This window comes from Tersicoccus solisilvae, from assembly GCF_014643255.1.
GTDB classification, from domain to species: domain Bacteria; phylum Actinomycetota; class Actinomycetes; order Actinomycetales; family Micrococcaceae; genus Tersicoccus; species Tersicoccus solisilvae.
The window spans coordinates 18080-39130 of the sequence record NZ_BMJI01000018.1; the positions used below are offsets into that span (position 1 = coordinate 18080).

Here is a 21051-nt window from a genome sequence, read left to right on the forward strand (position 1 = left end):
GCTGGGCTGTCGGCTGGTGCGGGTGGTTCACTCGTCCTCCGCCGCGCGCAGGCTGTGCAGGGCGGTGACGGCCGCGTTGCGTACGTGGTCGGCGCACCGGCGGGCCGCCAGGTCGGCGTCGCGCCGGGTGATCGCGTCGAGCACGGCCCGCAACTCGCGCACGGCTTCGGGGGCGCGTCCCGCCTCGGACAGCGAGGTCGCGCGGAGCACCTGGACCCGCGCCTGGATGCCCTCGAGCAGTTGCCGCAACGCTTCACTGCGGGCGCCGGCGACGAGCACGCCGTAGAACCGGTCCTTCGCCTGCAGGATCGTGCGGATGTCGTGGTCCTCGTCGGAGACCGCGGCGAGATCGTCGACGGCGGCGCGGAGCCGGTCGACGTCGTCGTCGGTCGCCCGCTCGACGAAACGCTGGGTGACGAGCGACTCGAGCGACGCCCGCACCTCGTACAGGTCGGCCGCATCGGTGAGCGACGGTGCGCTCACCATCGCCCCGCGATGGGGCACCACCGTGACCAGTCCCTCGCTGGTCAGCTCCCGCAGCGCCTCCCGGATCGTCGTGCGCGAGACACCCAGTCGTTCGATCAGTTCCCGCTCGACGAGGCGCTGGCCGGGTTTGAGGTCGAAATCGAGGATGGCTCGACGCAGCGCGGTGATCACCTGGGCGCGCAGCGGCGCGGACACGCGTCCGATCGGGCCCACCGTCCAGGAATCGGCCAGCGTGCTCACCGTTCCGCCAGCCACGCTGCGACCCGCGTGTGATCGGCGCCCGGGTCGAGGGCCCGTGCGGCGGCGTTCCACCGCTCCACGGCGTGCTCGCCCAGCACGCTCGGCGCCCCGACCTGCGCGGCGAGGCGGGTGGCGATCTGCATGTCCTTGAGCATCAGCCGCAGGCCGAAACCCGAGTCGAAACCACCGGGCAAGATGTACCGCGGGTACTTGGTCTCCGTCGACCCGCTGCGCCCGCTCGACCCGTTGAACACGTCGATCATGACAGCCGGGTCGAGTCCGAAGCGCTCACCGGCCGTCATCGCCTCCGCGGTGATCCACAGATGCGTCGCCGAGAGCAGGTTGTTCAGGGCCTTGACCGCATGACCGGCACCGACCGGTCCGACCCGGACCACGCGGCCCAGGACCCCGAGCAGCGGCTCGACGGCGGCGACGTCCGGAGCTTCGCCGCCGGCCATGATGGTCAACCGCCCGGCCTCCGCGCCGGCGACACCGCCCGAGACGGGGGCATCGACCAGCCGGGTACCCACCGCGGCCAGTCGGCCCGCGAGCTCGCGGGTGCTGAGAGGCTCGGAGGAACTCATGTCGACGAGAAGGGTGCGGTCGCCGAGGGCGCCCGCGAGCTCGTGGACGACGTCGTTCACGATGGCCGAGTTCGGCAGCATGAGAATGATCGTCTCCGCCGCGGCGGCCACCGCCTGGACCGTCGGCACGACCCGGGCACCCACCGCGGCCGCGCGATCGCGGGCGTCGGCCGAGACGTCGAAGGCCACCACCGGATGCCCGGCTCGCACGAGGTTGGCCACCATGGGCACCCCCATGTTGCCCAGCCCGATGAACCCGATCGGCCGCTCTCGCGCCGCCTCAGCCGGCATCGCGCTGCTCCTGCAGGATGCCGTCCGCGATCCGGAACGACTCGAGGGCCGCCGGCACGCCGACGTAGACGGCGGTCTGCAGCAGCACCTCCTGGATCTCGGCCTCGGTCGCCCCGTTGGTCAGCGCACCGCGCACGTGCACCCCCAGCTCGTGCGGCCGGTTCAACGCGGTCAGCATCGCCAGGTTGATGAGGCTGCGGGTCTTCCGGGGCAGACCCTCACGGGTCCACACGGCTCCCCAGCAGTACTCGGTGACGAGTTCCTGGATCGGCCGGGCGAAGTCGCTCGTCGCCTGCATCGACGCGTCGACATGCGCGGCCCCGAGCACCTCCCGGCGGACGGCGAGGCCCTCCTCGAACGTCTGCTGGTGCGTCTTCAGCTGGTCGATCATGACGATGTCTCCTCTGCCTGGGCGGCTCCCGGGTAGTCGACGACGGGCTCCAGCCAGTCGGTGACGCCGAGGGATATGGCGGTGTGGGTCAGGGACGAGTCCGGTGCGGCGCCGTGCCAGTGCGTCTCCCCCGGCGGGATCCACACGGTGTCTCCCTGGCGCAGCACGAGCGGCTCCTCCCCGCGGGTCTGGATCAGCCCCCGGCCGGAGAGCACCTGGAGGATCTGGCCGCGCTCGTGGGAGTGCCAGTGCGTCCGGGCGGCCGGGGCGAAGGTCACGGTGTTGATCGTGACCCCGTCGGTCGCCGGCAGGGTCAGGTAGGCGAAGGCGTCCCCGGTGAACCGGGAGCCGGGCTTGCCGGCCGTCCCGGCCTGCTCGGCGGGGCGGACGCGGATCACGCCGTCCCTCCCGCGGCCACGACGTCGTCGTGCAGGCGGACGCCGCCGGAGACGTCGCCGATGGCGTCGACCACCGTGTTGCTGATGGCGTCGGCGTACCCGAGGGCGCGCGCGAGGCCGAAGCTCGCGACCGGGCCCGGGGCGTTCAGGCTCACGACCCCGAGGCTGCCGAGCAGGTCGAGGTAGAGCGTGACGTCCTTGAGCATCAGGGTGTTGGTGAGGCCGCCCTCCAGATAGTCACCGTGGATGATGCGGGGGAATCGGTTCAGGGTCGCGAAGTTCACGCCGGAGCTCGCGTTGAGCACGTCGAGGACCGTCTGCAGATCCAGGTCCGCCTTCTTCGCCGCCACCATCACCTCGGCGGTCGCCGAGAGGGCGATGGCGTTGAGGAAGTTGTTGAGCAGCTTCGTCGTGTGCCCGGCGCCGCTGGGACCCACGTGGTGGATCTGCTGGGCGAGGTGGTCGAGCACCGGCCGCACCCGGTCCAGGGCCTCCTCCTCCCCTCCGACCATGAGGGTCAGCGCGCCCCTCTCCGCGGCCGCGGCCCCACCGGAGATCCCGGCGTCGAGGTAGGCCACGCCCCGCTCGGCCAGGTCGGCGTTAATGCGCCGGGTCGACGCCGGGGCGGCGGTACTCAGGTCGACGACCACCTGACCCGGCCGGACGTGCCGCAGCACGCCGTCCTCCCCGTCGATCACGGCCTCCACGACCCGGCTGTCCGGGAGGGAGAGCAGCACGACGTCGACGTCGTCGACCAGCGCTCCCGTCGACGCCGCGGCGCGGGCGCCCGACGCGGTGATGCTCTCGGGTCGGGCGTCGAAGCCGAGGACGTCGACCCCCGCCGTGACCAGGCACCGGGTCATGCGACCGCCCATGTTGCCGAGTCCGATGAACCCGACGCGTGTCTCGCTCATGTCCTGTCCTTCCTGTCCGCAAGCCTGTCCGCAAGCCTGTCCGCCGCGACGTCGCGGTCGTAGAAATCGCGGTCGTGAGCCTCGGCGTCCCAGGCGCCCGCGCCGCCCGACGGCCGCACGGTGTTGACGACGGTCGCGCCGCCGTCGGCGGAGACGATCTGCCCGGTCACGTAGGCGGCGTCCTCACTGAGCAGGAACGCCACCACGGCGGCGATCTCCTCGGCCGTGCCGGCGCGGCGCAGCGGGGTGGTGGAGGCCCGCACCTCCATGTCGGTCTTGCCGCCCGCGGTCGTGGGGGCCGCGGCGAACAGATCGGTGGGCACGATGCCCGGCGCCACCGCGTTCACGCGGATCCCGAGCGGACCGCCGTAGACGGACGCGCCGTGCACCAACCCGTTCACCGCGTGCTTCGACGTCTGGTAGGCGAGCAGGTCCGCACTGCCGGTCAGCCCGGCGATGGACGCGGTGACGACGACGGCGCCGCCGCCCGCCTGCACCGCGTACCGGCCGAAGGCGGCCCGCAGCCCGAGGAACTGGCCGCGCACGTTGATCGCCAGCACCCGGTCGAACTCCTCGACGGTGAGGTCGGGCAGCGGGGTGAAGGTGCCGAACACGCCGGCATTGAGGTGGTGCAGGTCGATGCGGCCGAAGCGGTCCACCGCGGCGGCGGTGTAGCGGGCGACGTCGTCCTCGTCGGACACGTCGGCGCGGACCGCGATCGACGCGGTGGGCAGGCCCGCCGCCACGGCGGCCGCCGCGTCCTCGTCGATGTCGACCGCGACGACGTGTGCTCCCTCCGCGGCGAGCCGTTCGGCGGACGCCCGGCCCAGCCCCCGCCCGGCGCCGGTGACGACGGCGACCTGCCCGTCGAAGCGGCCGCTCATGCGGTCACCGCCACGGGCTCACCGATGGTGAGCACGTGCTCGGACAGGGCGCGGCCGAGCGGGCGCAGCCGGTCGAGGGTGCCGGGGTCGTGGCCGGGGACGACGTGGTCCACCTCGCCGGCGTCGAGCATCGCCCGGATGCGGTCGAAGCCGCTGTACATCTGCACCAGGTCGGCGACGGAACTGAAGGGCATGTCGTGATCGAACTCCTCGTCGTAGTGGATGGCGTCGCTGGCCAGCAGCACGATGCCGGCCCGGGTCGGGACCCGGACGATCGACTGGCCGGGGGTGTGGCCGCCGACCCGGAGGACGTCGACGCCGGGCGCCACCTCCACCCGGTCGGCGAAGGCGTGGACGCGGCCGGCGTCGCGCGCGGCGAACAGGGCGTCGAGCTCGTCGTCCTCCACCGAGTGGTGGAACTGGACCCGCTGCGCGTGCCGCCCGGACCAGAAGTCCAGCTCGGCCGCGGCGATGACCACCGGGGACCGGTCGAACCGGGCCAGGTTGCCGATGTGGTCGTAGTGCGCGTGGGTGACGACGACCGTCGGGGCGTCCTCCGGGTGGACCCCGAGGCCGGCGAGCAGGTCGAGCGGGTGCTCGATCATCGTGCGGCCCCGGTTCTGGCCGCCTGCGGTGGAGAACCCGGTGTCCACGACGATGGTCCGGCCCTCCCCCCGCACCACCCAGACGAAGTAGTCCATCCCGATCGGGCCGTCGTCCGCGTGGTACAGCGGGTAGTTGAGGTAGACCTCGCTCCGGCGGCCCACCCGGGTGCCGTACCGGGCGACGATGACCTCGTAGACCGGGCTCACGGTCGGCTTCCTTCGGGGACGGCGGCCGGCCGCGGCGCCGGTTTCCGGAAGCGGAGGCCGGCGGTGCCGAAGAGCCGCGTGACGATGAGGTAGACCAGATGGGTGCGCGGCCACTGCGTCACGTTCGCGCCGCCGGCCACCGTGTAGTAGTTGTGGCAGCCGGCGTTCATGGCCGACGCGTGGGTCGCCAGCTGCCGATCGATCCACCGGACCCAGCGCGCTTCCGCCGCCGGGTCCGTGTCGATCACCCGGTCACCGCTGCGTTCGGCCCGGCGGATGGCGCGCACCACGACCTCGGCCTGCCGCTCGAGCTGCGCGATGATCGAGGTGCCGCCGTTGGTGTTGGGCCCGTAGAGGATGAAGAAGTTGGGGAACCCCGGCACGGTGATGCCCAGGTAGGCGCTGGCCCGCTCCTTCCACGTCTCGTGCAGGTCCCGCCCGGCCGTCCCGCGCACCTGGACGGAGGAGAGGAACACCTGCGGCTGGAAACCGGTGCTGAGGACGATCACGTCCACGTCGTGCTCCCGCCCCGTCGTGTCGACGAGGCCGCCCGGGGTGGCGCTGACCACCTCCTGCGGCACGAGGTGCACGTTGTCCCGGTTGAACGCCGGGTAGTAGGTGGACGCGACGATCGGGCGCTTGCACCCCCACGGGTAGTGCGGGGTCAGGGCGGCGGCGGTCGCGGGGTCGTGCACGCTCTCGTTGATGAACGCGACGCACTTCTGACGCATCTGCTGCTGCCGGGCGCTGGTCACGTCGTTCGCCTTGAACCGCCGGTTCGCGACGGAGAACAGGTGGGCCCGGTGCACGCGCTGGGCCAACGGAACGGTGCGGTAGAACCAGCGTTCGGCCGGCGTGTAGGGCCGCTCGGACTTCGGCTCCACCCAGCCCGGCTCGCGCTGGAAGACCAGCAGGTCCTTCACGATCGGCGCGATGGCGGGCACCACCTGCGCCGCCGTCGAGCCCGTGCCCACGACCGCGACGCGCTTGCCGTGCAGGTCGTGCTGGTGCTCCCACCGCGAGGTGTGGAAGACGGGGCCGTCGAACTCGTCCAGGCCGGGCCAGGTGGGGTAGCGCGGCACGCTGAGCAGGCCCACGGCGGAGGCGACGACGTCGAACTCGTGCCGCTCCCCCGTCGCCGTCGTGAGCGTCCAGATCGACCGGGCGTCGTCCCACTCGACGCCGTCGACCCGGGTGTTCAAGCGCAGGTGCGGACGCAGCCCGAAGTGGTCGACGATCTCCTCGGCATACGCCAGCAGTTCCGGCTGGGTGGCGTGGGTGCCGGGCCAGTCCTTCCGGTAGAAGGAGAACGAGTAGGCGTGGGACGGGATGTCGACCTCGCAGCCCGGGTAGCGGTTGTCGAACCAGGTGCCCCCCGCACCGGCGGACTGCTCGAAGATCGTGAAATCGGCCGAGGTGCGTCGCTGCAGCTTGACGGCGAGCGCCATCCCCCCGAAACCGGCGCCGATGATACCGACGCGCAGACGCCGGCTCACGGGGTCGCCCCGTCGGTCGCCGGCATGGGGTAGTCGGCCGCATTGAGCACCCAGCCGTCCATCGCGGAGAAGTCGAGCCGGGGCGGGGAGAAGATGTCGACGAGCCGGTGGTGGCCCTCGTCCACGGCCTCGCTGGTGTGCTCGCTCGGCGGCGGGATGACCGCGAGCGACGGCGAGCCGACGCGTCGGTGCTCGTCCTCCCGCCACACCGTCCGGTCGGTCGTCCAGGGCCAGCGGATGTGGTGGACATACTCCCCCGCGATGACCAGCGAGTACTGCTCGAAGTCGTCGTGGTGGTGCGGCGAGAGCCGGCGGGGATCCCGCGGCCCCTCCTGGGGCGCGATCCAGTTGACCATCGCGGTCGTGCACCGGTAGAGCCGGAACGGGGAGCCCGGCAGGGTGGGCACGGTCAGGTCGTACACACGGACCCGGTAGCCGTCGGCCGGGTCCGGCCACGGCACGAACGGCGGGATGTTGCGGTGCGGCTCCGCGTAGGAGTCGCGGTTGACCGCCAGGGCGACGAGGTCCTCGGCGGTGGCCCGCACCAGGCGGACGACCCGGCCCTCCCCCCGGACCCGGATCCGGCTGGACCCGGGCGGCACGACGACCATTCGCTCGCCGGGCACCTCGACGGTCTCGCCGCCGGCCTCGACGGTCGCCGTCACCGTCGGATCGACCGTGATCAGGACGTACTCCTGCGGTTCGTCCCGGTCCTCGAAGCGGCTCTCGCCGGTCACGCGGGACCAGCCCAGGACGAGGTTCTGTCCCCGGGCGTACCAGTCCTCGCGACCGTCGACGGTGACCGCCGGTGGGATCGTGGCGAACTCGGCGTACTCCATCCCGGCGTAGTCGGTGACGGGAGTGTCCGGGTTCGCCGCGGTGGCGAGGCGGGATCGGGGGTCTGCGGAGCCGTAGGGCATCGGTGGTCTCTTCCTGGTGGTTCAGGCGCCGAGGCGCCGGTGGATGTCGCTGACGAGGTCGGTCGCGGCGGCACGGAGGATTCCGGCGTCGTTGTCGGCCATGACGTAGGCGAAGCCGCGCGCGGCTGCGGCCTCGACCTGCTGGGCGGTCCGGACCGCGGTGCCGACCGGCAGCTGCCGCTGGGCGGCCCGGTCGAGGAGCGTGTCGACGAGCGCCTGGATCGCCGGGTCGGATTCGGGCAACCCGCTGGAGAGCTGCAGGTCCCCCATCCCGAGGAACACCCCGTTCAGGTGCGGGGTGTCGAGGATGGCGTCGACCTCATCGAGGGCGGCGCGGTCCTCGAGCTGCACGGCTCGCAGCACGTCCGCGCCGCGTGCGAGGTAACGGTCGCGGTCGATGGCGCCCCAGCGGCCGGCCCGGGAGGTGCTGCCGTTGCCGCGGTCCCCGTCAGGGGCGAAGGTCATCCCGGCGGCGGCGTCCGCCGCCTGCGCCGGCGTCGACACCCGGGGAACGAGGATCCCGTCGACGCCGGAGTCGAGCAGACGCTGCAGCTGCGACCCGGACCGGTCCGAGACGCGGACCAGCACGCTCATGCCGTGCGCCTGGGCGACGACCGTGGCGGTGTAGGCGCTCGGCAGGTCCAAGGGCGCGTGCTCGAGGTCGATCACCACGAAGTCGAAGCCGGCGAGGGCGAGGATCTCCACGGTCGCCAGCGCGGGGATCTTCACCCAGGTGCCGACGAGGGTGCGGGTGGCCTCCCGGAGGCTGCGGGCGAACCCCGGGGTGGGCAGGTTCAGGGCGCTCACCCGTCCAGTCCGATCAGCCGGGCCGGGTTGCGCCGGATCATCAGGTCGATCTCGTCCTCCCCGATGCCGAGGTCGAGCAGCCGGGGCAGCAGCCCCCGGTAGCCCTCGACCGGCAGCGGGTTGCCGACCTGTCCCAGGTCCGATCCGAGCACGGTGTGCTCGGCGCCGATCGTCCGGATCCAGTCGACCAGTTTCTCGGCGGGGAAGATGTGGTCGCGGTGGTACATCGCCACCTCGTGCTCGACGACGGCGCCGAGCCCGATCATCTCCTCCAGCCGGCTCCGGTCGATGTCCGAGACGTAGTCCGGGTGGCTGATGATCACCCGGTCGTGGCCGACGTCGTGCGCGGTGCGGACCACGGCCAGGGCGGAGCCGGCGTCGAGGTGGCCGGTGGAGACCAGCGCGCCCTCCGCCTTCGCCTGCTCCACGATCTGCCGGACCTCCGGCCGGACGCCGCCGTCCTCGTCGAACACCGAGACCTCCGCGCTCTGCATCATGCCGAGCGGCTGGAAGTGGGACTGGGTCTCGGCGTGGTGCGCGGCGTGCTCGAGGTGGATGTGCGAGGAGATCGTGGGGAACCAGATCACCTTGCCGCCCATCTTCAGCGACCGGTCCACGGCCCACGGGTTGAGGCCCCCGTTGACGCTGTTCAGCGCGATGCCGCCATACACGTCGATGGGCAGGTCCGCGAGCAGGGGCTGCATCGACAGCAGGTCGGTGACCGTGTCGTGGTAGTGACACTTGACGACGATGGCGCGGAAGCCGGCGTCGGCGGCCTGCTGCGCCGCCTCGACGTGGGTGATGCGGCGCGGCATCGGGGAGGGGCCCGAGTGGCAGTGCAGGTCGACGGCTCCGTCGAGCAGCTCGTCCACAACGGTCATGATCGGTGGTCCTTTCGGTGGCAGGTCATCGGGTCGCAGGTCAGCGGGGCGGGTTCATCGGATCGCCATCGCGTTCGGTGGCGAGCCGACCCCGCCGACGACGGAGAGGGGCTTCGCCGTCAGCAGGACGTCGTAGCGGCCGTCCGCGGCGCAGGCGTCGGCCAGCTCGTGCAGGCGCCACAGTTCGCCGAGGTAGAGCCCGAGCAGGGCGATCAGCGGGCGGTGCAGCATGCCGTTGTGGCTGGGGCCGCGCTCCGCGGGCGGTTCCGCGGGGTCGACGAACCCGGAGTCGGGGCTCACCGGGAACGCCTCCACCCCGGCGTTGTCGGAGGCCAGCATCGCGATGCCCGTGTCCCAGAGGAACTCGAGCATCGTGGTGCTCTGCTCGATACCGGGTGAGCCCCAGTGGCGACGGCGGTGGTCCTGCTGGTCGGGGGTGAGGCCGAGGTAGTCCTCGGCCCAGCCCGTGTGCATCAGCAGGACGTCGCCGCGCCGCAGGTCGACCTGCTGTCGGGCGGCGGCACCCCGGAGGTCAGCGACCGTGATCGGCTGGTTGGTGGTCACGTCCAGCCGCTCGCCCCGATCGGCGAAGTAGCGGGGCAGGTCCAGCAGGACGCCGCGCGTCACGACACCGTGCTCGGCGACCAGCTGGATGCCCAGGTCCGGCGAAGCGGGGGTGATCCGCTCGTCCGGTACCCCGCCGTAGAACCCGTGCACGGGGTGGCGCATGTGCCGGAGCCCGTCGATCTGCGAGGTGGACTGCAGGTAGAACGAGTCGAGCCAGTCGTCGCGGTGGTTCGGGTTGTTGGCGAACAGGTGGTGTTCGGTGGGCGGCCGCGTCCCGGCGATGCTGGGCACGAACGTGTTCAGCGGGTAGTCGAGGTCGAAGACGCGGCCGTCCCGGACCAGGGAGGCCGCGGCGGTGGTCTCCTCCGGTCCGATGAAGTTGAGCGTGCCCAGCTGGTCGCCGGCCCCGAACACGCCCCAGGACGAACCCGGCGGGGCGTCGGTCCTCGTCAGGAGGTCGCGGTACGACGGGATGGAGCGAGTCGTCACGCCTTGACCTCGATCGCGGGCGCGTCGCCGGCGACGACCGCGTCGTCGTTGCCCAGGTCGATCCCGCGGGTCTCGGGCGAGACGGCGACACTGCCGAGAATCAGCACGCCGGCCACGACCAGGAGGACCACCGGCGTCATGCCCAGCGGCATGAAGGCCGACAGGCCCGCCTGGTAGGCCGCGAAGAAGCCGGGGATGACGACGGCGAGCGAGTAGCCGATTCCCCAGCCGGAGGAGCGGATCCGGGTCGGGAAGCGCTCGTTGATGTAGGAGGGCAGGGTGCCGATCGTGAAGCCGTTGATGCACTGGACCACGAACACGACGGCCACGAGTCCGGCGAACGGGATAGCGACGCCGCTGCCGAGAACGGCGAAGAGACCGGACATGACGACCAGCACCAGGACGCCCGCGATGAGCAGCACCGGCTTGCGGCCGAGCCGGTCGCTGAGCCGGCCGGCGAGCATGTAGGCGAACGGGACGACGATGTTCGCGAAGATGATGCTCAGCGTCAGGTCGTTGGCCGTGAAGCCCGGTCGGCCGAGCAGCAGCTGCGGGATGACCGAGCCGACCATGTTGACCATGAAGAAGACGCCGGTCATGAGGACGAAGACCTGGGCGAACGCGACGATGTGCTTGCGTCCGAGCATCTCGCGGATCGGGTTCTTCGCCTTCTCGGTCTCGATCCACAGCACCGACTCCTCGACGTCCTTGCGCAGGTACCGGGCGACGACCCAGGCGAAGACGGCGCCGATGACGAACGGAATGCGCCAGCCCCACTGGACGTACGGCGAGCTGATCTGGCCCGCGGGCGAGATCTGGAGGGCGAGGAAGGTGAAGACCGCGATGGCGACGTAGCCGATGGTCGAGGCGCTCTGCACGAAGCCGCCGATGAAGCCGCGGCGTTCCGGCCGGGCGTACTCGATGGCCATCGGCGTGGCCGCGGTGTACTCGCCGCCGAGGAAGATCCCGTCGATGAAGCGCAGCAGCAGGAGCAGGCTGATCGCGGTGACGCTGCCGATCTGCTCGGCGCCGGGCAGGCACGCGATGAGCAGCGTCGTCACGCCGAAGCCGTACATCGAGATGGCGCCGACGCGCTTGCGGCCCAGCCGGTCGGACAGGTGCCCGAACAGGATCGCGCCGATCGGCCGACCGAAGAGGGTGGTGGCGAGGGTGAAGCCGGTGACGACGGCAGTCTGTCCCGGGTCGAGGCCGCGGGTGAAGTACACCATGGCCGGCAGCAGCGCGATCGAGGGCAGGTAGATGTCGAACGAGTCGACGAGGAAGCCCCAGAAGGCGCCCCGGATGGCCCGCCGGCGGCGGACGGTGGGGTCGGTCGTCGACGTGTCGACACCGGGAGATGTGCTCATGATGATCCTTTTCTGTACTGGCGCGATTCTGTACTGGCGCGGGGACCGTCATTGGTCCCCGTCGGTGGAGGCGTGGCCCGGCCGGAGCCGGTCAGGCGGGGGGTCGGACGTCGAAGGCGCGCAACTGCAGCGCGATCATGCGGTAGTAGCCGACGAGGGTGACGAGTTCGGCGACGGCCTGCCGGCCGAGCGCGTCCACGGCCGCGTCGAACGCGGCGTCCTCGATCGGGGCACCGGTGAGCAGCCGCCGGGTCAGCGCGTGGGCGGCCCGCTCGGCCGGGTCGGCGAACTGCGGCTCCCCCTCGAGCAGGGCCGCGATCTCCTCCTCGGAGAGGCCGGCGGCCCGGCCGGCCCGCACGTGGGCCCACCGTTCGAAGTCGCTGTCCTCAGCCCGGGCGACGGTCAGCACGACGATCTCCTGGGTGCGCCGCGACAGCGTGAGCGAGAACCGCACGGTGTGACCGAGGGGTTCTAGCGCCAGACCCAGGTCCGGGCTGAGCTGCCAGATGGCCGGCGGACCGGTGAGCCGGCCGTCGGCGTCCACCAGGGAGAAGTCCGTGCCGCGCCCGGCCCGGTCACCACCCGTGAACCGGCGGAGCAGTTCCTGCCCCGCCGCGGAGCGCCGGAGGACGTCGGCGTCGCCGAGTCGGCGGTTCACGCGGCACCGGGGACCGGCAGGCCCAGCAGCCGGTGGGGATTGACGACGAGCATCGTGCGCAACTCGTCCGCGGTGAAGCCCAGGTAGTGCAGCTGTTCGGTGAAGCTGCGCAGGCTCTCGGGCTCGGGGGGAACCCAGCGGGAGAACACGTCCGAGCTGAGCACCACGTGCTCCGGGCCGAGCAGACGGATCGCCTCCGCGACGTCCCGCACACGGTGGTGGGACTCCGGGTTGATCAGGGGCGCACTGGAGAACTCGAGGATGCCGCCGAGGTCGGTGAACACCCGCAGCTCTCCCGGGTCGTCGGTGAAGTGCAGGGGGTGGGTGATCATCGCCGGCCGGCCCAGCTGCTGGCAGAGCCGGGCGACGGCCAGGCTCTCCTCGAGCCCGAGGTGACCGGTCGCGACCAGCATGTCGCGGGAGATGGCGGCCCGGACGGCGTCCTCGGCGGCGGGCGTCAGCTCGCCGTCCCTGGCGACGGTGATGGCGTGGGATTCGGCCCAGTCCCGGAAGTTCGGGGTCTGCCGCTCGAGCAGCATGGAGATGTAACCCCACCGGTCGACGTCGGCGCGGGCACCCCAGGTGGGCATGAACACCACCCCGGCGCCGTGGTCGGCGGCCCACTCGACGATGGTCGGGTCGACACCGCCGACCTGCGGGTTCAGCGTGATGCTGCCGATCACCCGGAAGTCGGTGTCTCCCAGGGACTGCTGCACGGACCGCGCGCGGTCCATCGTCGGCCACAGGTGCGACTTGAGCACCCAGCCCCGGATGCCGTAGGCCCGAGCGAGCCGGGCGACGGCCGCGTCGTCGCCGCGGTTCTGCGCCCGCTCGGCCAGATCGGGCTGGCCGTGCACGTGCAGATCGATCGCACCCTCGAGGAATCTGCCGAAGTCGGGCGGCAGTGCATCCTCGAACGAGGGGGTCAGCGCGGGGTCATCCACGGGGGTCTCCGTTTCCATCGTCATCATCGACGTCGTCATCGTAAGACCGTCGTACATTCCGATATCGCGCCACGTGGCGGGCACATCGAGCGACTTTCCGGCCATCTGGCGGTGGGGCCCGCGGGGCTCATCCGTCAAGATGAATCGACCGGTCCGCGTGACCAGGAAGGGGTGCCCATGGAGCACAACAGCACCACGGAGACGACGGGTGGGGCGTTGGCCTCGATGCCGGCCCGCCCGCCGTTCGACCCCGAGCTGGAGGCCGCCCTGACCACCCTCGCCGACGGCGTGCCGCCGACCGTGACCGAGCGGATGATCGGACCGATGCGGGAGAATCCCCGGCTGCGGGTGACGCCGGAGATGGCCCGGGACGCCGGCATCCGCAGCCGTGACCTCGTCATCCCCGGACACGACGGGGACGACGTCGTCGTCACCGTCCTGGAGGCGGAGGGCCGCACCGGCGTCGGCCCGGGCATCTACCACCTGCACGGCGGCGGCATGATCGTCGGCGACCGGTGGTCCGGCGTGGCCGCCCTCTTCGACTGGCTGCACCGCTACCGGGCCGTGGCCGTCTCCCTCGAATACCGTCTCGCGCCGGAGTACCCGGACCCCTACCCCGTGGAGGACTGCTATCGCGGCCTGGTCTGGCTCCAGACGCACGCAGCCGAACTGGGCATCGACCCGTCCCGCGTGCTGATCACGGGGGCGAGTGCGGGCGGCGGCCTGGCGGCCGGGGTCACCCTGCTGATGCGGGACCGGGGGCTGCCCCCGCTGATGGGCCAGCTGCTCATGTACCCGATGCTGGACGACCGTGACGGCACCGTCTCGAGTGCCCAGATCGACGGCGTCGGCGTGTGGGACCGGGGCAGCAACCTCACGGGCTGGACCGCGCTGCTCGGCGACCGGCGGGCCACCGACGACGTGTCGATCTACGCCGCCCCCGCGCGGGCCACCGATCTCTCCGGCCTTCCGCCCGCGTTCATCGACTGCGGCAGCGCCGAGGTCTTCCGGGACGAGGACGTCGCCTACGCCAGTGCCCTCTGGGCCTCCGGCGGACAGGCGGAGTTGCACGTGTGGCCCGGCGGGTTCCACGCCTTCGAGGGCTACGCGCCGCAGGCCGCACTCTCCCGGGAGATGGTCCAGGCCCGGGACCGATGGGTGCACCGCCTGCTCGGCGAGTGAGCGTGACGCCGCTCGGGCCCCGTGGCAGGATGATCGGCGAGGACGTGCGAAGGAGCCGTGCATGCAGGAGCTGATGGGGCGCGTCACGTCCCTCGATCCCTCGGTGAGTCAGAGTCTGAAGGTCATCTCCTACTTCGACGCTCTGGTCGCCGGGGGGGTGAATCTGGAGACCCTGGTCCGCGGGGCGGCGGCACTGTCCGGCACCGTCGCGGGCATGAGCGCTCCCGACGGCACGATCCGCGTCGAGTCCTCCGGACGGCGTCTCACCGACGAACCGGAGCCCAGTCCGGCCGGCGCCTGGGACGGGGTCGACGTCGACGACGCCGCACGCGTCTGGCTCGAACGTGAGGGCGATGCCCACGTCAACGACTCACTGGTGCTCGAACGCCTCGCCCTGGCCGTCGCCTCCGTACGGGCTCGCCGCCTGGTGCTTCCCGACAACGCCCTGGAGACGGTCGTCGACGCGTCCCGCTCGGTCGCCGAGCGGGCCGCCGCCACGACGCGGCTGCGCCTCGGTCCGTCCACCCGCGTCCGCGCCGTCGCCGTCGCACCGGACGTGCAGGCACCCGGACCGTCGGCTCTCATCGCCACGGCGTACGGCGTCGTGCGCGTGTGGATCGGCACGGCCCGCACCGAGATCCGCGGCGGCGGCCTGGGCCGGCTCGGCTCCGGCATCGAGCTGGCCGCGTCCTGGCGGACCGCTCTGGCGGCGTACCGGCTCACCGACGCGCAGTCTCCTGTGGTGGATGCCGAGGCGCTCGGCGCCCTGCTCGATGCGGTTCTCGCCGTGGAGGCACAGGCCGGGGAGCTGTCCGACGTCCGCGCACTGGCCGCGCTGGACCCGCACACCCGGTCGGTGCTCGCCACGCTCGCCCACGCCGAGAGCGTACGGTCCGCCGCCGCGAGCATGGGCATGCACCATTCCACCCTGCAGTCCCGCCACGAGGCGTTCAGCCGGGACCTCGGCTACGACCCGCGGACCCCCGTCGGCCGGGCCCGCTTCGAGGTGGCCTCGATGCTGCTCCGGCTCTCCGCGGGATAGGCCTGCGGCATTCCATCCGGGCGGCCGTCGTCCTCGTCAGCGCCGTCAGCGAACGCTGGACACGTCGTGTGCGGATGGAAGAGGGGACGCGATGACTATCAAGGTCACCGACATCCGGCAGCTCATGCGCGCGCCCCCTCACGTTCCTCGGGCCCGGCGCGTCTACCGGGGAGAATGGAAATGGGAGGGACCCCCGACATGAGCAACGCCATCACCACCCGCCGCCACGCGTTCGCGCCGACCACCCTCGGTGATCTGCTGATCATCGCCGAGGACGACGCGGTCGTCGGCATCTACTTCCCGGGGCACTGGTACCCACCGGCGGCCGCCGACTCGGGTGAGCGCGTCGAGGAGGCCGACGACGGCCTGATCAGCACGACCGCCGCCCAGGTGCGCGAGTACCTCGAGGGCCGGCGGACCCGCTTCGACGTGCTCCTGCGCACGAACGGCGACGCCTTCTCGGAGCAGGTCTGGACGATCCTGCGCGACATCCCGTACGGGCAGACCACGACGTACGGGGCGATCGCGCTCGCGCTCGGCAACCCGCAACTCGCCCAGCGGGTCGGCCAGGCCGTGGGGCACAACCCGTTGAGCATCGTCGTCCCGTGCCACCGCGTGGTCGGCGCGGACGGCTCCCTCACGGGGTTCGCCGGCGGCCTGGACCGCAAGCGCACCCTGCTCGCCCTGGAAGAGCCGGCCGAGGTCCGGGCGGCCCGCCTGTTCTGACCCGCCGCTGCACACCGCGCCGACGCACCGGACCCGTGGCTACACCGAGTGGAGCTGGTGTGACGGGAGTGGCGCAACGGCGCCTCGTCAGCCACTCCCGTCACACTCGGTGTAGCCGTTGCACCGGTCAAGGCGCTCCCTGAACGCTCGGCCGCCGCGAGCCCTCACACCACCGGCGCCAGATGCGCTCGGATCCACCCGGTCAGCGAGCTCGGCGTGGTCGTGATGAACGATCGCGGGTCCTCCGGGACCAGCTCCCGCAGCCCGGCGGTCATGGCCACGATCGACTCCACGACGGCGTCCGGAAGGCCCGCCGCGGTCACCGCCGCACGCAGGTCCGCGTCGCTCAGCTGTCGCGCCTCGACCGGCCGGCCCAGCACCTCGGTCAGGATCACCGCGACCTGCCGGAAGGAGAGATCCTCGGGGCCGTGCACCGCCTGGACGTGGCGGTCGGTCCACGTCTCGGACAGCAGGCGGCCGACGGCGACGGCGGCGATGTCGGCCGGGTCGACCCACGGCATCGGCTTGTCGAGGTCGACGGCGGTGGCCAGCACCCCTGCCCGGATGCTGTCCAGGTCCATCAGGAGGTTGGTGAAGAAGTACCCGCAACGCAGGTGGGTGGTCGACGCGCCGCTCTCGTCCAGGGTGACCTCCGTGGCGGCCAGTCCGTCGATCTCCCCGACGCCGTGGCGTTTCTCGGCCCCGATGCTGGACTGGAAGACCACCCGCGCGATGCCGTTCGCCCGCACCGCGTCGCCGAGGTGGCGGCCGGCCTGCGCATGCGCTTCCGCCGGGTCCCTATCCTCCGCCGTGGGGCTGACCCAGTACACGGCGCGCAGTCCCCGGGTGGCCGCCAGGACCGCATCCGCGTCGCCGACGTCGATCGCCACGGCGTCGACGTGCGCGGCGACGTCCCGGGCGAGCTTGGCCGGGTCCCGCAACAGGGCCCGTGGCCGCTCCCCCGACTGCACGAGCAACCGCAGCACGTGCCGGCCGACGTTGCCCCGCGGTGCCATCACACCGATCGTCATGTCCGGCTCCTGTCGCTCGGTGTCCCGGTCACCACCATCGTCGGCGACATACCGGACCCGCGGCTACACCGGGCGGGGCCGGTGTGACGGGAGTGGCGCTACGGACGCCTCATCTACCACTTCCGTCACTCTCGCTGTCGCCATTGCACCGGTCAGGGCAGCGCGTCGAGCTCCGGCTCGCGTGCATCAACGACGCCGGCCGCGGCGCGACGCTTGAGCTTGCGCGCCACCAGCGGCCAGAACACCGCCAGGGCCGCGACGGCCACGAGGCTCGTCCACACCTGCGTCCGCCCGGACTCGCCCGAGACGAGCATGACGACCACGATGCCGACGACCGCCACGATCACGAGGATGCCGAGCCACGGGTGCAGCCACATCTTCAGCGTCAGGTTCGCCCGCTCCTCGTCGCCCATCCGGGACCGCAGGCGCATCTGGGTCGCGGCGATGAAGACGTAGACGAACAGGGCGACCAGCCCGGCCGAGTTCATGATGAAGTCGAAGATGCCGGACTCCGGCGCCACGAAGTTCACCAGCACCGCCGCGTAGCCGCCGAGCGTGGAGACGATGACGGCCACCGTCGGCACGCCGGTGCGGGACTTCTTCGCGACGACGGCCGGCGCGAGCCCCTTGGCGGCCAGCGCCGAGAACATGCGGGCCGCCGAGTAGAGGCCGGAGTTGAGCACCGAGCACACCGCGGTGAGGATGACGGCGCTCATCACCAGGTCGGCGCCGGGCAGGCCGAACAGCCCGAAGATGTAGGCGAACGGCGCCTTCTCCTTCGGGTCCGACAGCTGGTTCCACGGCACGACGGCGACGATCACCAGCACGGCGCCGACGAAGAAGAACAGGATGCGCCAGATGACGGTGACGGTGGCCTGCCGGATGCCCTTCGCCGGATCCTCGGACTCGGCAGCGGCCATTACGGCGATCTCGGTGCCGAAGTAGGAGAAGATCACGATGGCGACGCCACCGACGACGGCCCACCAGCCGTTCGGCGCGAAACCACCCGCGTTCCACAGGTTCGGCACGGAGAAGGACGCGTTCGGCCAGAGCCCGAGGACGAACAGGGCGCCGACGGCGAGGAACACGAGGATGGCGGCGACCTTGATGCTGGCCAGCCAGAACTCCACCTCCCCGAACGAGCGCACGGAGACGAGGTTGGTGGCGGTGAAGACGAGCAGCAGGACCACCGAGAACACCCAGTCCGGCACCGCGGGGAACCAGCCGGCGAGGATGGACCCGCCGACGACGGCCTCGAACGCGATGACGCCGACCCAGAAGTACCAGTACAGCCAGCCGACGAAGTAGCCGGCCCAGTCGCCCAGGCCCTCGCGGGCGTACTCCATGAAGGAGCCGACGGACGGGCGCGCGGCCGCCATCTCCCCGAGCATGCGCATCGCCAGGAAGACGAGCAACCCGCCGATCAGGTACGAGAGCACGGCGGCGGGGCCGACCGAGCGGATCACGTTGCCCGACCCGACGAACAGGCTCGAGCCGATGATCCCGCCGAGGGTGATCATCATGACGTGGCGCGGGCGCAGCTTCTTCGGCGCCGTCGCGACGGGGATGCCGGCCGCCGTGGCGGGAGAGATCGGCTCGTCGTAACGAGCGGGACGGTCAGCACTCAAGCCGGCCTTCTTTCCTGGGGAGCGACGGGGCGCGATGTCTCCGCACCCGGTCGCCGAACGACACAGACAGCGGACCAGTCTAGGAGCGACAAGTTCACGAGAACGAAACAGCTGGTGAGCGCCATGTCACACGGCGGGGATGGGCGCCTCGGCGCCTGACGGGTGGCGGTTCCCCGGCGTCAGGCGTCCCCGAGCACGCCCGCCGGGACCAGGGACGTGCGCACGCCGGCCCAGGGCTTCACCCAGGTCATCTGTTCGGCGACGAGCACCTCGCCGCAGGCACTGCACACCTGCCCCTGGGTGGTCTCGTGGCCGCACGTGTCGTGGATCAGTGCCATGTGGCCGCTCTCGTCCGGCATCGCCGTGTGCCGCTCGCCCCAGACCGCCAGCTGCTGGAGGATCGGAAGCAGCTCGGCGGCGGCCTCCGTGGCGGCGTACCCCTGCCGGGTCCGGCCGCCGTCGGCGTAGTCGACCCGGGTGAGCAGGCCGGCCTCGACCATCGTGCGCAGACGACGGCTGAGCACCGCGTCGGCGATGCCGAGGTTCTGCCTCAGCTCGTCGAAGCGGCCGTGCCCCTGCAGCACGTCCCGGACGATGAGCAGCACCCAGCCGTCTCCGAGCACGTCCAGCGAGCGGCGGATGGGGCACACCTCCCCGGACCAGTCCGATCGCAGCGGCATCGTCCTCCCCCACCTCTCCTTGCGTCCACGGTGGGATCAGCATATAACTTCCTTGAAGAAAGTCACTTGGTGGAGCACCAGGACGAACGGAAAGCGCGAGAACGATGAGCAGACTCAGCACCGACCCCCGGCTCGCCGGCCACCGGCGACGCGTCCACCCCGCCTGGTGGGTGGCGGGCGTCGCGTTCGTCGCCCTGTTCGCGGCGGCGGGATTCCGCGCCGCGCCGGGCGCCCTGATGGTGCCGCTGCACGATGAGTTCGGCTGGTCGACGAGCGTGATGTCCCTGGCCGTGGCCGTCAACCTGCTGCTGTACGGACTGGTCTCCCCGTTCGCCGCCGCCCTGATGGACCGGTTCGGGCTGCGCCGGGTGGTCTCGACCGCGCTCACCCTGGTCGCCCTGGGGGCCGGCGGCAGTGTGCTGATGACCGCGTCCTGGCAGCTGCTGGTCTTCTGGGGCGTGCTGATCGGCGCCGGCACCGGTTCGATGGCGCTGGTCTTCGCCGCGACGGTGGCCAACCGGTGGTTCGTCGCCCGCCGCGGCCTGGTGATGGGGGTGCTCACGGCCGGGCAGGCGACCGGGCAGCTCGTGCTGCTGCCGCCGACGGCGTTCCTGGCCGAGCACGTGGGGTGGCGGGTCGCGTCCCTGGTGATCGCCGCCGTGGCCCTGGCCGCGGTGCCCCTGGTGGGCCTGGTCATCCGGGACCACCCGGAGGATCGCGGGACCATCCCCTACGGCGCCGACCCGACCACGTACACCGCCCCGCAGCGGCCGGCGGGCAGCGCGGTCCGGCGGGCACTGGAGGGACTGGCGTTCGCGGTGCGGCACCGCACGTTCTGGGCGTTGGCCGTCGCGTTTGCGATCTGCGGGGCCACCACCAACGGGCTGATCGGCATCCACTTCATCCCCTCGGCGCACGACCACGGCATGGAGGCCACCACGGCGGCCGGGCTGCTGGCGGTCGTCGGCGTCTTCGACATCGCCGGCACCATCGCCTCGGGCTGGCTCACCGACAAGATCGACCCGCGCAAGCTGCTGGTGTTCTACTACGCGTTCCGCGGCGTCGGCCTGCTGCTCCTGCCGTCGCTGCTCTCCGACCAGGTGCACCCCAGCATGGTGCTGTTCGTCGTCGTCTACGGCCTGGACTGGGTCGCGACGGTTCCGCCCACGTCGGCGCTGTGCCGGGAGCACTTCGGCGAGCGCGGCACCATCGTCTTCGGCTGGGTGTTCGCCTCCCACCAGATCGGCGCGGCAGTCGCGGCGTTCGGGGCCGGGATCGTCCGCGACGTCTTCGGCACCTACACGTACGCGTGGTGGGCCGGAGCGGCCCTGTGCGCCATCGCGGCGGTGCTCTCGATCCTCGTGACGTCGCGACGCGGCCCGACGCCGACGGGAACCTCGGCGAAGCCGGGCGGCGACTCCACCACCGACGCCGCGGCCGGTGCTCACTGACGATGAGCGCGACGTCCCGACGAACCCAGCCCGTCACCCGGCGCGCGGCGGTCGAAGCCGAGCACGATCTCCTCGGGGACGACGATGCCGACGTTGTTGCCGCCGGTCGGCTCGAGGACGGTGCGGAAGACGGTCATCGGTGTGCCTCGACGTCGAAGGCGGTCGGCGACGGGCGGCCCCCG

The 21051-nt window shown here is 71.8% G+C and carries 23 protein-coding genes; 4 read left to right on the forward strand and 19 right to left on the reverse strand.

Annotation, left to right across the window (positions count from 1 at the left end; translation table 11 throughout):
* Positions 1–27: 27 nt before the first annotated feature.
* From IEX22_RS12300 to IEX22_RS12370, 15 genes are all read right to left on the reverse strand, one after another.
* The gene (locus IEX22_RS12300; protein WP_188668710.1) at positions 28–726 is read right to left on the reverse strand and encodes a GntR family transcriptional regulator; all 699 of its coding nucleotides are present in this window, start codon (positions 724–726) and stop codon (positions 28–30) included.
* Positions 723–1601, reverse strand: coding sequence for an NAD(P)-dependent oxidoreductase (locus tag IEX22_RS12305; protein ID WP_188668711.1), 879 nt, complete (start codon positions 1599–1601; stop codon positions 723–725). Before IEX22_RS12305 ends, IEX22_RS12300 begins: the two co-directional genes overlap by 4 nt.
* The gene (gene pcaC / locus IEX22_RS12310) at positions 1591–1992 is read right to left on the reverse strand and encodes a 4-carboxymuconolactone decarboxylase (protein ID WP_188668712.1); all 402 of its coding nucleotides are present in this window, start codon (positions 1990–1992) and stop codon (positions 1591–1593) included. Before pcaC ends, IEX22_RS12305 begins: the two co-directional genes overlap by 11 nt.
* Positions 1989–2390, reverse strand: a complete 402-nt coding sequence (locus IEX22_RS12315) for a cupin domain-containing protein (protein ID WP_188668713.1) — start codon at positions 2388–2390, stop codon at positions 1989–1991. The genes pcaC and IEX22_RS12315 overlap by 4 nt, the downstream gene beginning before the upstream one ends.
* Positions 2387–3304: an NAD(P)-dependent oxidoreductase gene (locus tag IEX22_RS12320; RefSeq protein ID WP_188668714.1), complete on the reverse strand. Its 918-nt coding sequence runs from the start codon at positions 3302–3304 to the stop codon at positions 2387–2389. Before IEX22_RS12320 ends, IEX22_RS12315 begins: the two co-directional genes overlap by 4 nt.
* Positions 3301–4188, reverse strand: a complete 888-nt coding sequence (locus IEX22_RS12325) for an SDR family NAD(P)-dependent oxidoreductase (protein WP_188668715.1) — start codon at positions 4186–4188, stop codon at positions 3301–3303. The genes IEX22_RS12320 and IEX22_RS12325 overlap by 4 nt, the downstream gene beginning before the upstream one ends.
* Complete coding sequence (locus IEX22_RS12330; RefSeq protein WP_188668716.1) at positions 4185–5000, reverse strand: N-acyl homoserine lactonase family protein; 816 nt, start codon at positions 4998–5000, stop codon at positions 4185–4187. The genes IEX22_RS12325 and IEX22_RS12330 overlap by 4 nt, the downstream gene beginning before the upstream one ends.
* Positions 4997–6496: a flavin-containing monooxygenase gene (locus tag IEX22_RS12335; protein WP_188668717.1), complete on the reverse strand. Its 1500-nt coding sequence runs from the start codon at positions 6494–6496 to the stop codon at positions 4997–4999. The genes IEX22_RS12330 and IEX22_RS12335 overlap by 4 nt, the downstream gene beginning before the upstream one ends.
* Entirely contained in the window at positions 6493–7416 is a 924-nt protein-coding gene (locus tag IEX22_RS12340) for a cupin domain-containing protein (protein WP_188668718.1), read from the reverse strand. The genes IEX22_RS12335 and IEX22_RS12340 overlap by 4 nt, the downstream gene beginning before the upstream one ends.
* Positions 7417–7437: 21 nt before the next feature.
* A complete protein-coding gene (locus tag IEX22_RS12345; protein WP_229660009.1) occupies positions 7438–8223 on the reverse strand; it encodes an HpcH/HpaI aldolase family protein in 786 nt (261 codons plus the stop codon).
* Entirely contained in the window at positions 8220–9104 is an 885-nt protein-coding gene (locus tag IEX22_RS12350; protein WP_188668719.1) for a DUF6282 family protein, read from the reverse strand. Before IEX22_RS12350 ends, IEX22_RS12345 begins: the two co-directional genes overlap by 4 nt.
* 54 nt (positions 9105–9158) lie before the next feature.
* Positions 9159–10160: a cyclase family protein gene (locus IEX22_RS12355; RefSeq protein WP_188668720.1), complete on the reverse strand. Its 1002-nt coding sequence runs from the start codon at positions 10158–10160 to the stop codon at positions 9159–9161.
* Complete coding sequence (locus IEX22_RS12360) at positions 10157–11527, reverse strand: MFS transporter (protein WP_188668721.1); 1371 nt, start codon at positions 11525–11527, stop codon at positions 10157–10159. The genes IEX22_RS12355 and IEX22_RS12360 overlap by 4 nt, the downstream gene beginning before the upstream one ends.
* A 91-nt stretch (positions 11528–11618) precedes the next feature.
* Positions 11619–12185 carry a carboxymuconolactone decarboxylase family protein gene (locus IEX22_RS12365; RefSeq protein ID WP_188668722.1) on the reverse strand — a complete coding sequence of 189 codons (567 nt, stop codon included), beginning with the start codon at positions 12183–12185 and terminating at the stop codon, positions 11619–11621.
* The gene (locus IEX22_RS12370) at positions 12182–13129 is read right to left on the reverse strand and encodes a DUF6282 family protein (RefSeq protein WP_188668723.1); all 948 of its coding nucleotides are present in this window, start codon (positions 13127–13129) and stop codon (positions 12182–12184) included. Before IEX22_RS12370 ends, IEX22_RS12365 begins: the two co-directional genes overlap by 4 nt.
* A 177-nt stretch (positions 13130–13306) precedes the next feature.
* On the opposite strand from IEX22_RS12370, the gene IEX22_RS12375 reads away from it, so the two are divergent.
* From IEX22_RS12375 to IEX22_RS12385, 3 genes are all read left to right on the forward strand, one after another.
* Positions 13307–14311: an alpha/beta hydrolase gene (locus IEX22_RS12375; RefSeq protein ID WP_229660010.1), complete on the forward strand. Its 1005-nt coding sequence runs from the start codon at positions 13307–13309 to the stop codon at positions 14309–14311.
* Between the two features lie 61 nt (positions 14312–14372).
* Positions 14373–15353 (forward strand): hypothetical protein, encoded by a 981-nt coding sequence (locus IEX22_RS12380; protein WP_188668724.1) that lies wholly within the window; start codon positions 14373–14375, stop codon positions 15351–15353.
* Positions 15354–15551: 198 nt separating this feature from the next.
* Positions 15552–16079, forward strand: a complete 528-nt coding sequence (locus tag IEX22_RS12385; RefSeq protein WP_188668725.1) for a methylated-DNA--[protein]-cysteine S-methyltransferase — start codon at positions 15552–15554, stop codon at positions 16077–16079.
* A 164-nt stretch (positions 16080–16243) separates the two neighbouring features.
* On the opposite strand, the gene IEX22_RS12390 is transcribed toward IEX22_RS12385, so the two are convergent.
* The 3 genes from IEX22_RS12390 to IEX22_RS12400 form a co-directional block, all read right to left on the reverse strand.
* Positions 16244–17110: an NmrA family NAD(P)-binding protein gene (locus IEX22_RS12390; RefSeq protein WP_188668726.1), complete on the reverse strand. Its 867-nt coding sequence runs from the start codon at positions 17108–17110 to the stop codon at positions 16244–16246.
* Positions 17111–17262: 152 nt separating this feature from the next.
* Positions 17263–18738 carry an amino acid permease gene (locus IEX22_RS12395; RefSeq protein WP_188668727.1) on the reverse strand — a complete coding sequence of 492 codons (1476 nt, stop codon included), beginning with the start codon at positions 18736–18738 and terminating at the stop codon, positions 17263–17265.
* A gap of 179 nt (positions 18739–18917) precedes the next feature.
* The gene (locus IEX22_RS12400; protein WP_188668728.1) at positions 18918–19418 is read right to left on the reverse strand and encodes a winged helix-turn-helix transcriptional regulator; all 501 of its coding nucleotides are present in this window, start codon (positions 19416–19418) and stop codon (positions 18918–18920) included.
* A 104-nt stretch (positions 19419–19522) separates the two neighbouring features.
* Between IEX22_RS12400 and IEX22_RS12405 the strand changes: the two genes are divergently transcribed.
* The gene (locus IEX22_RS12405) at positions 19523–20869 is read left to right on the forward strand and encodes an MFS transporter (RefSeq protein WP_188668729.1); all 1347 of its coding nucleotides are present in this window, start codon (positions 19523–19525) and stop codon (positions 20867–20869) included.
* On the opposite strand, the gene IEX22_RS12410 is transcribed toward IEX22_RS12405, so the two are convergent.
* Positions 20863–21006 (reverse strand): hypothetical protein, encoded by a 144-nt coding sequence (locus tag IEX22_RS12410; RefSeq protein ID WP_188668730.1) that lies wholly within the window; start codon positions 21004–21006, stop codon positions 20863–20865. The genes IEX22_RS12405 and IEX22_RS12410 overlap by 7 nt on opposite strands.
* Positions 21007–21051: the final 45 nt, after the last annotated feature.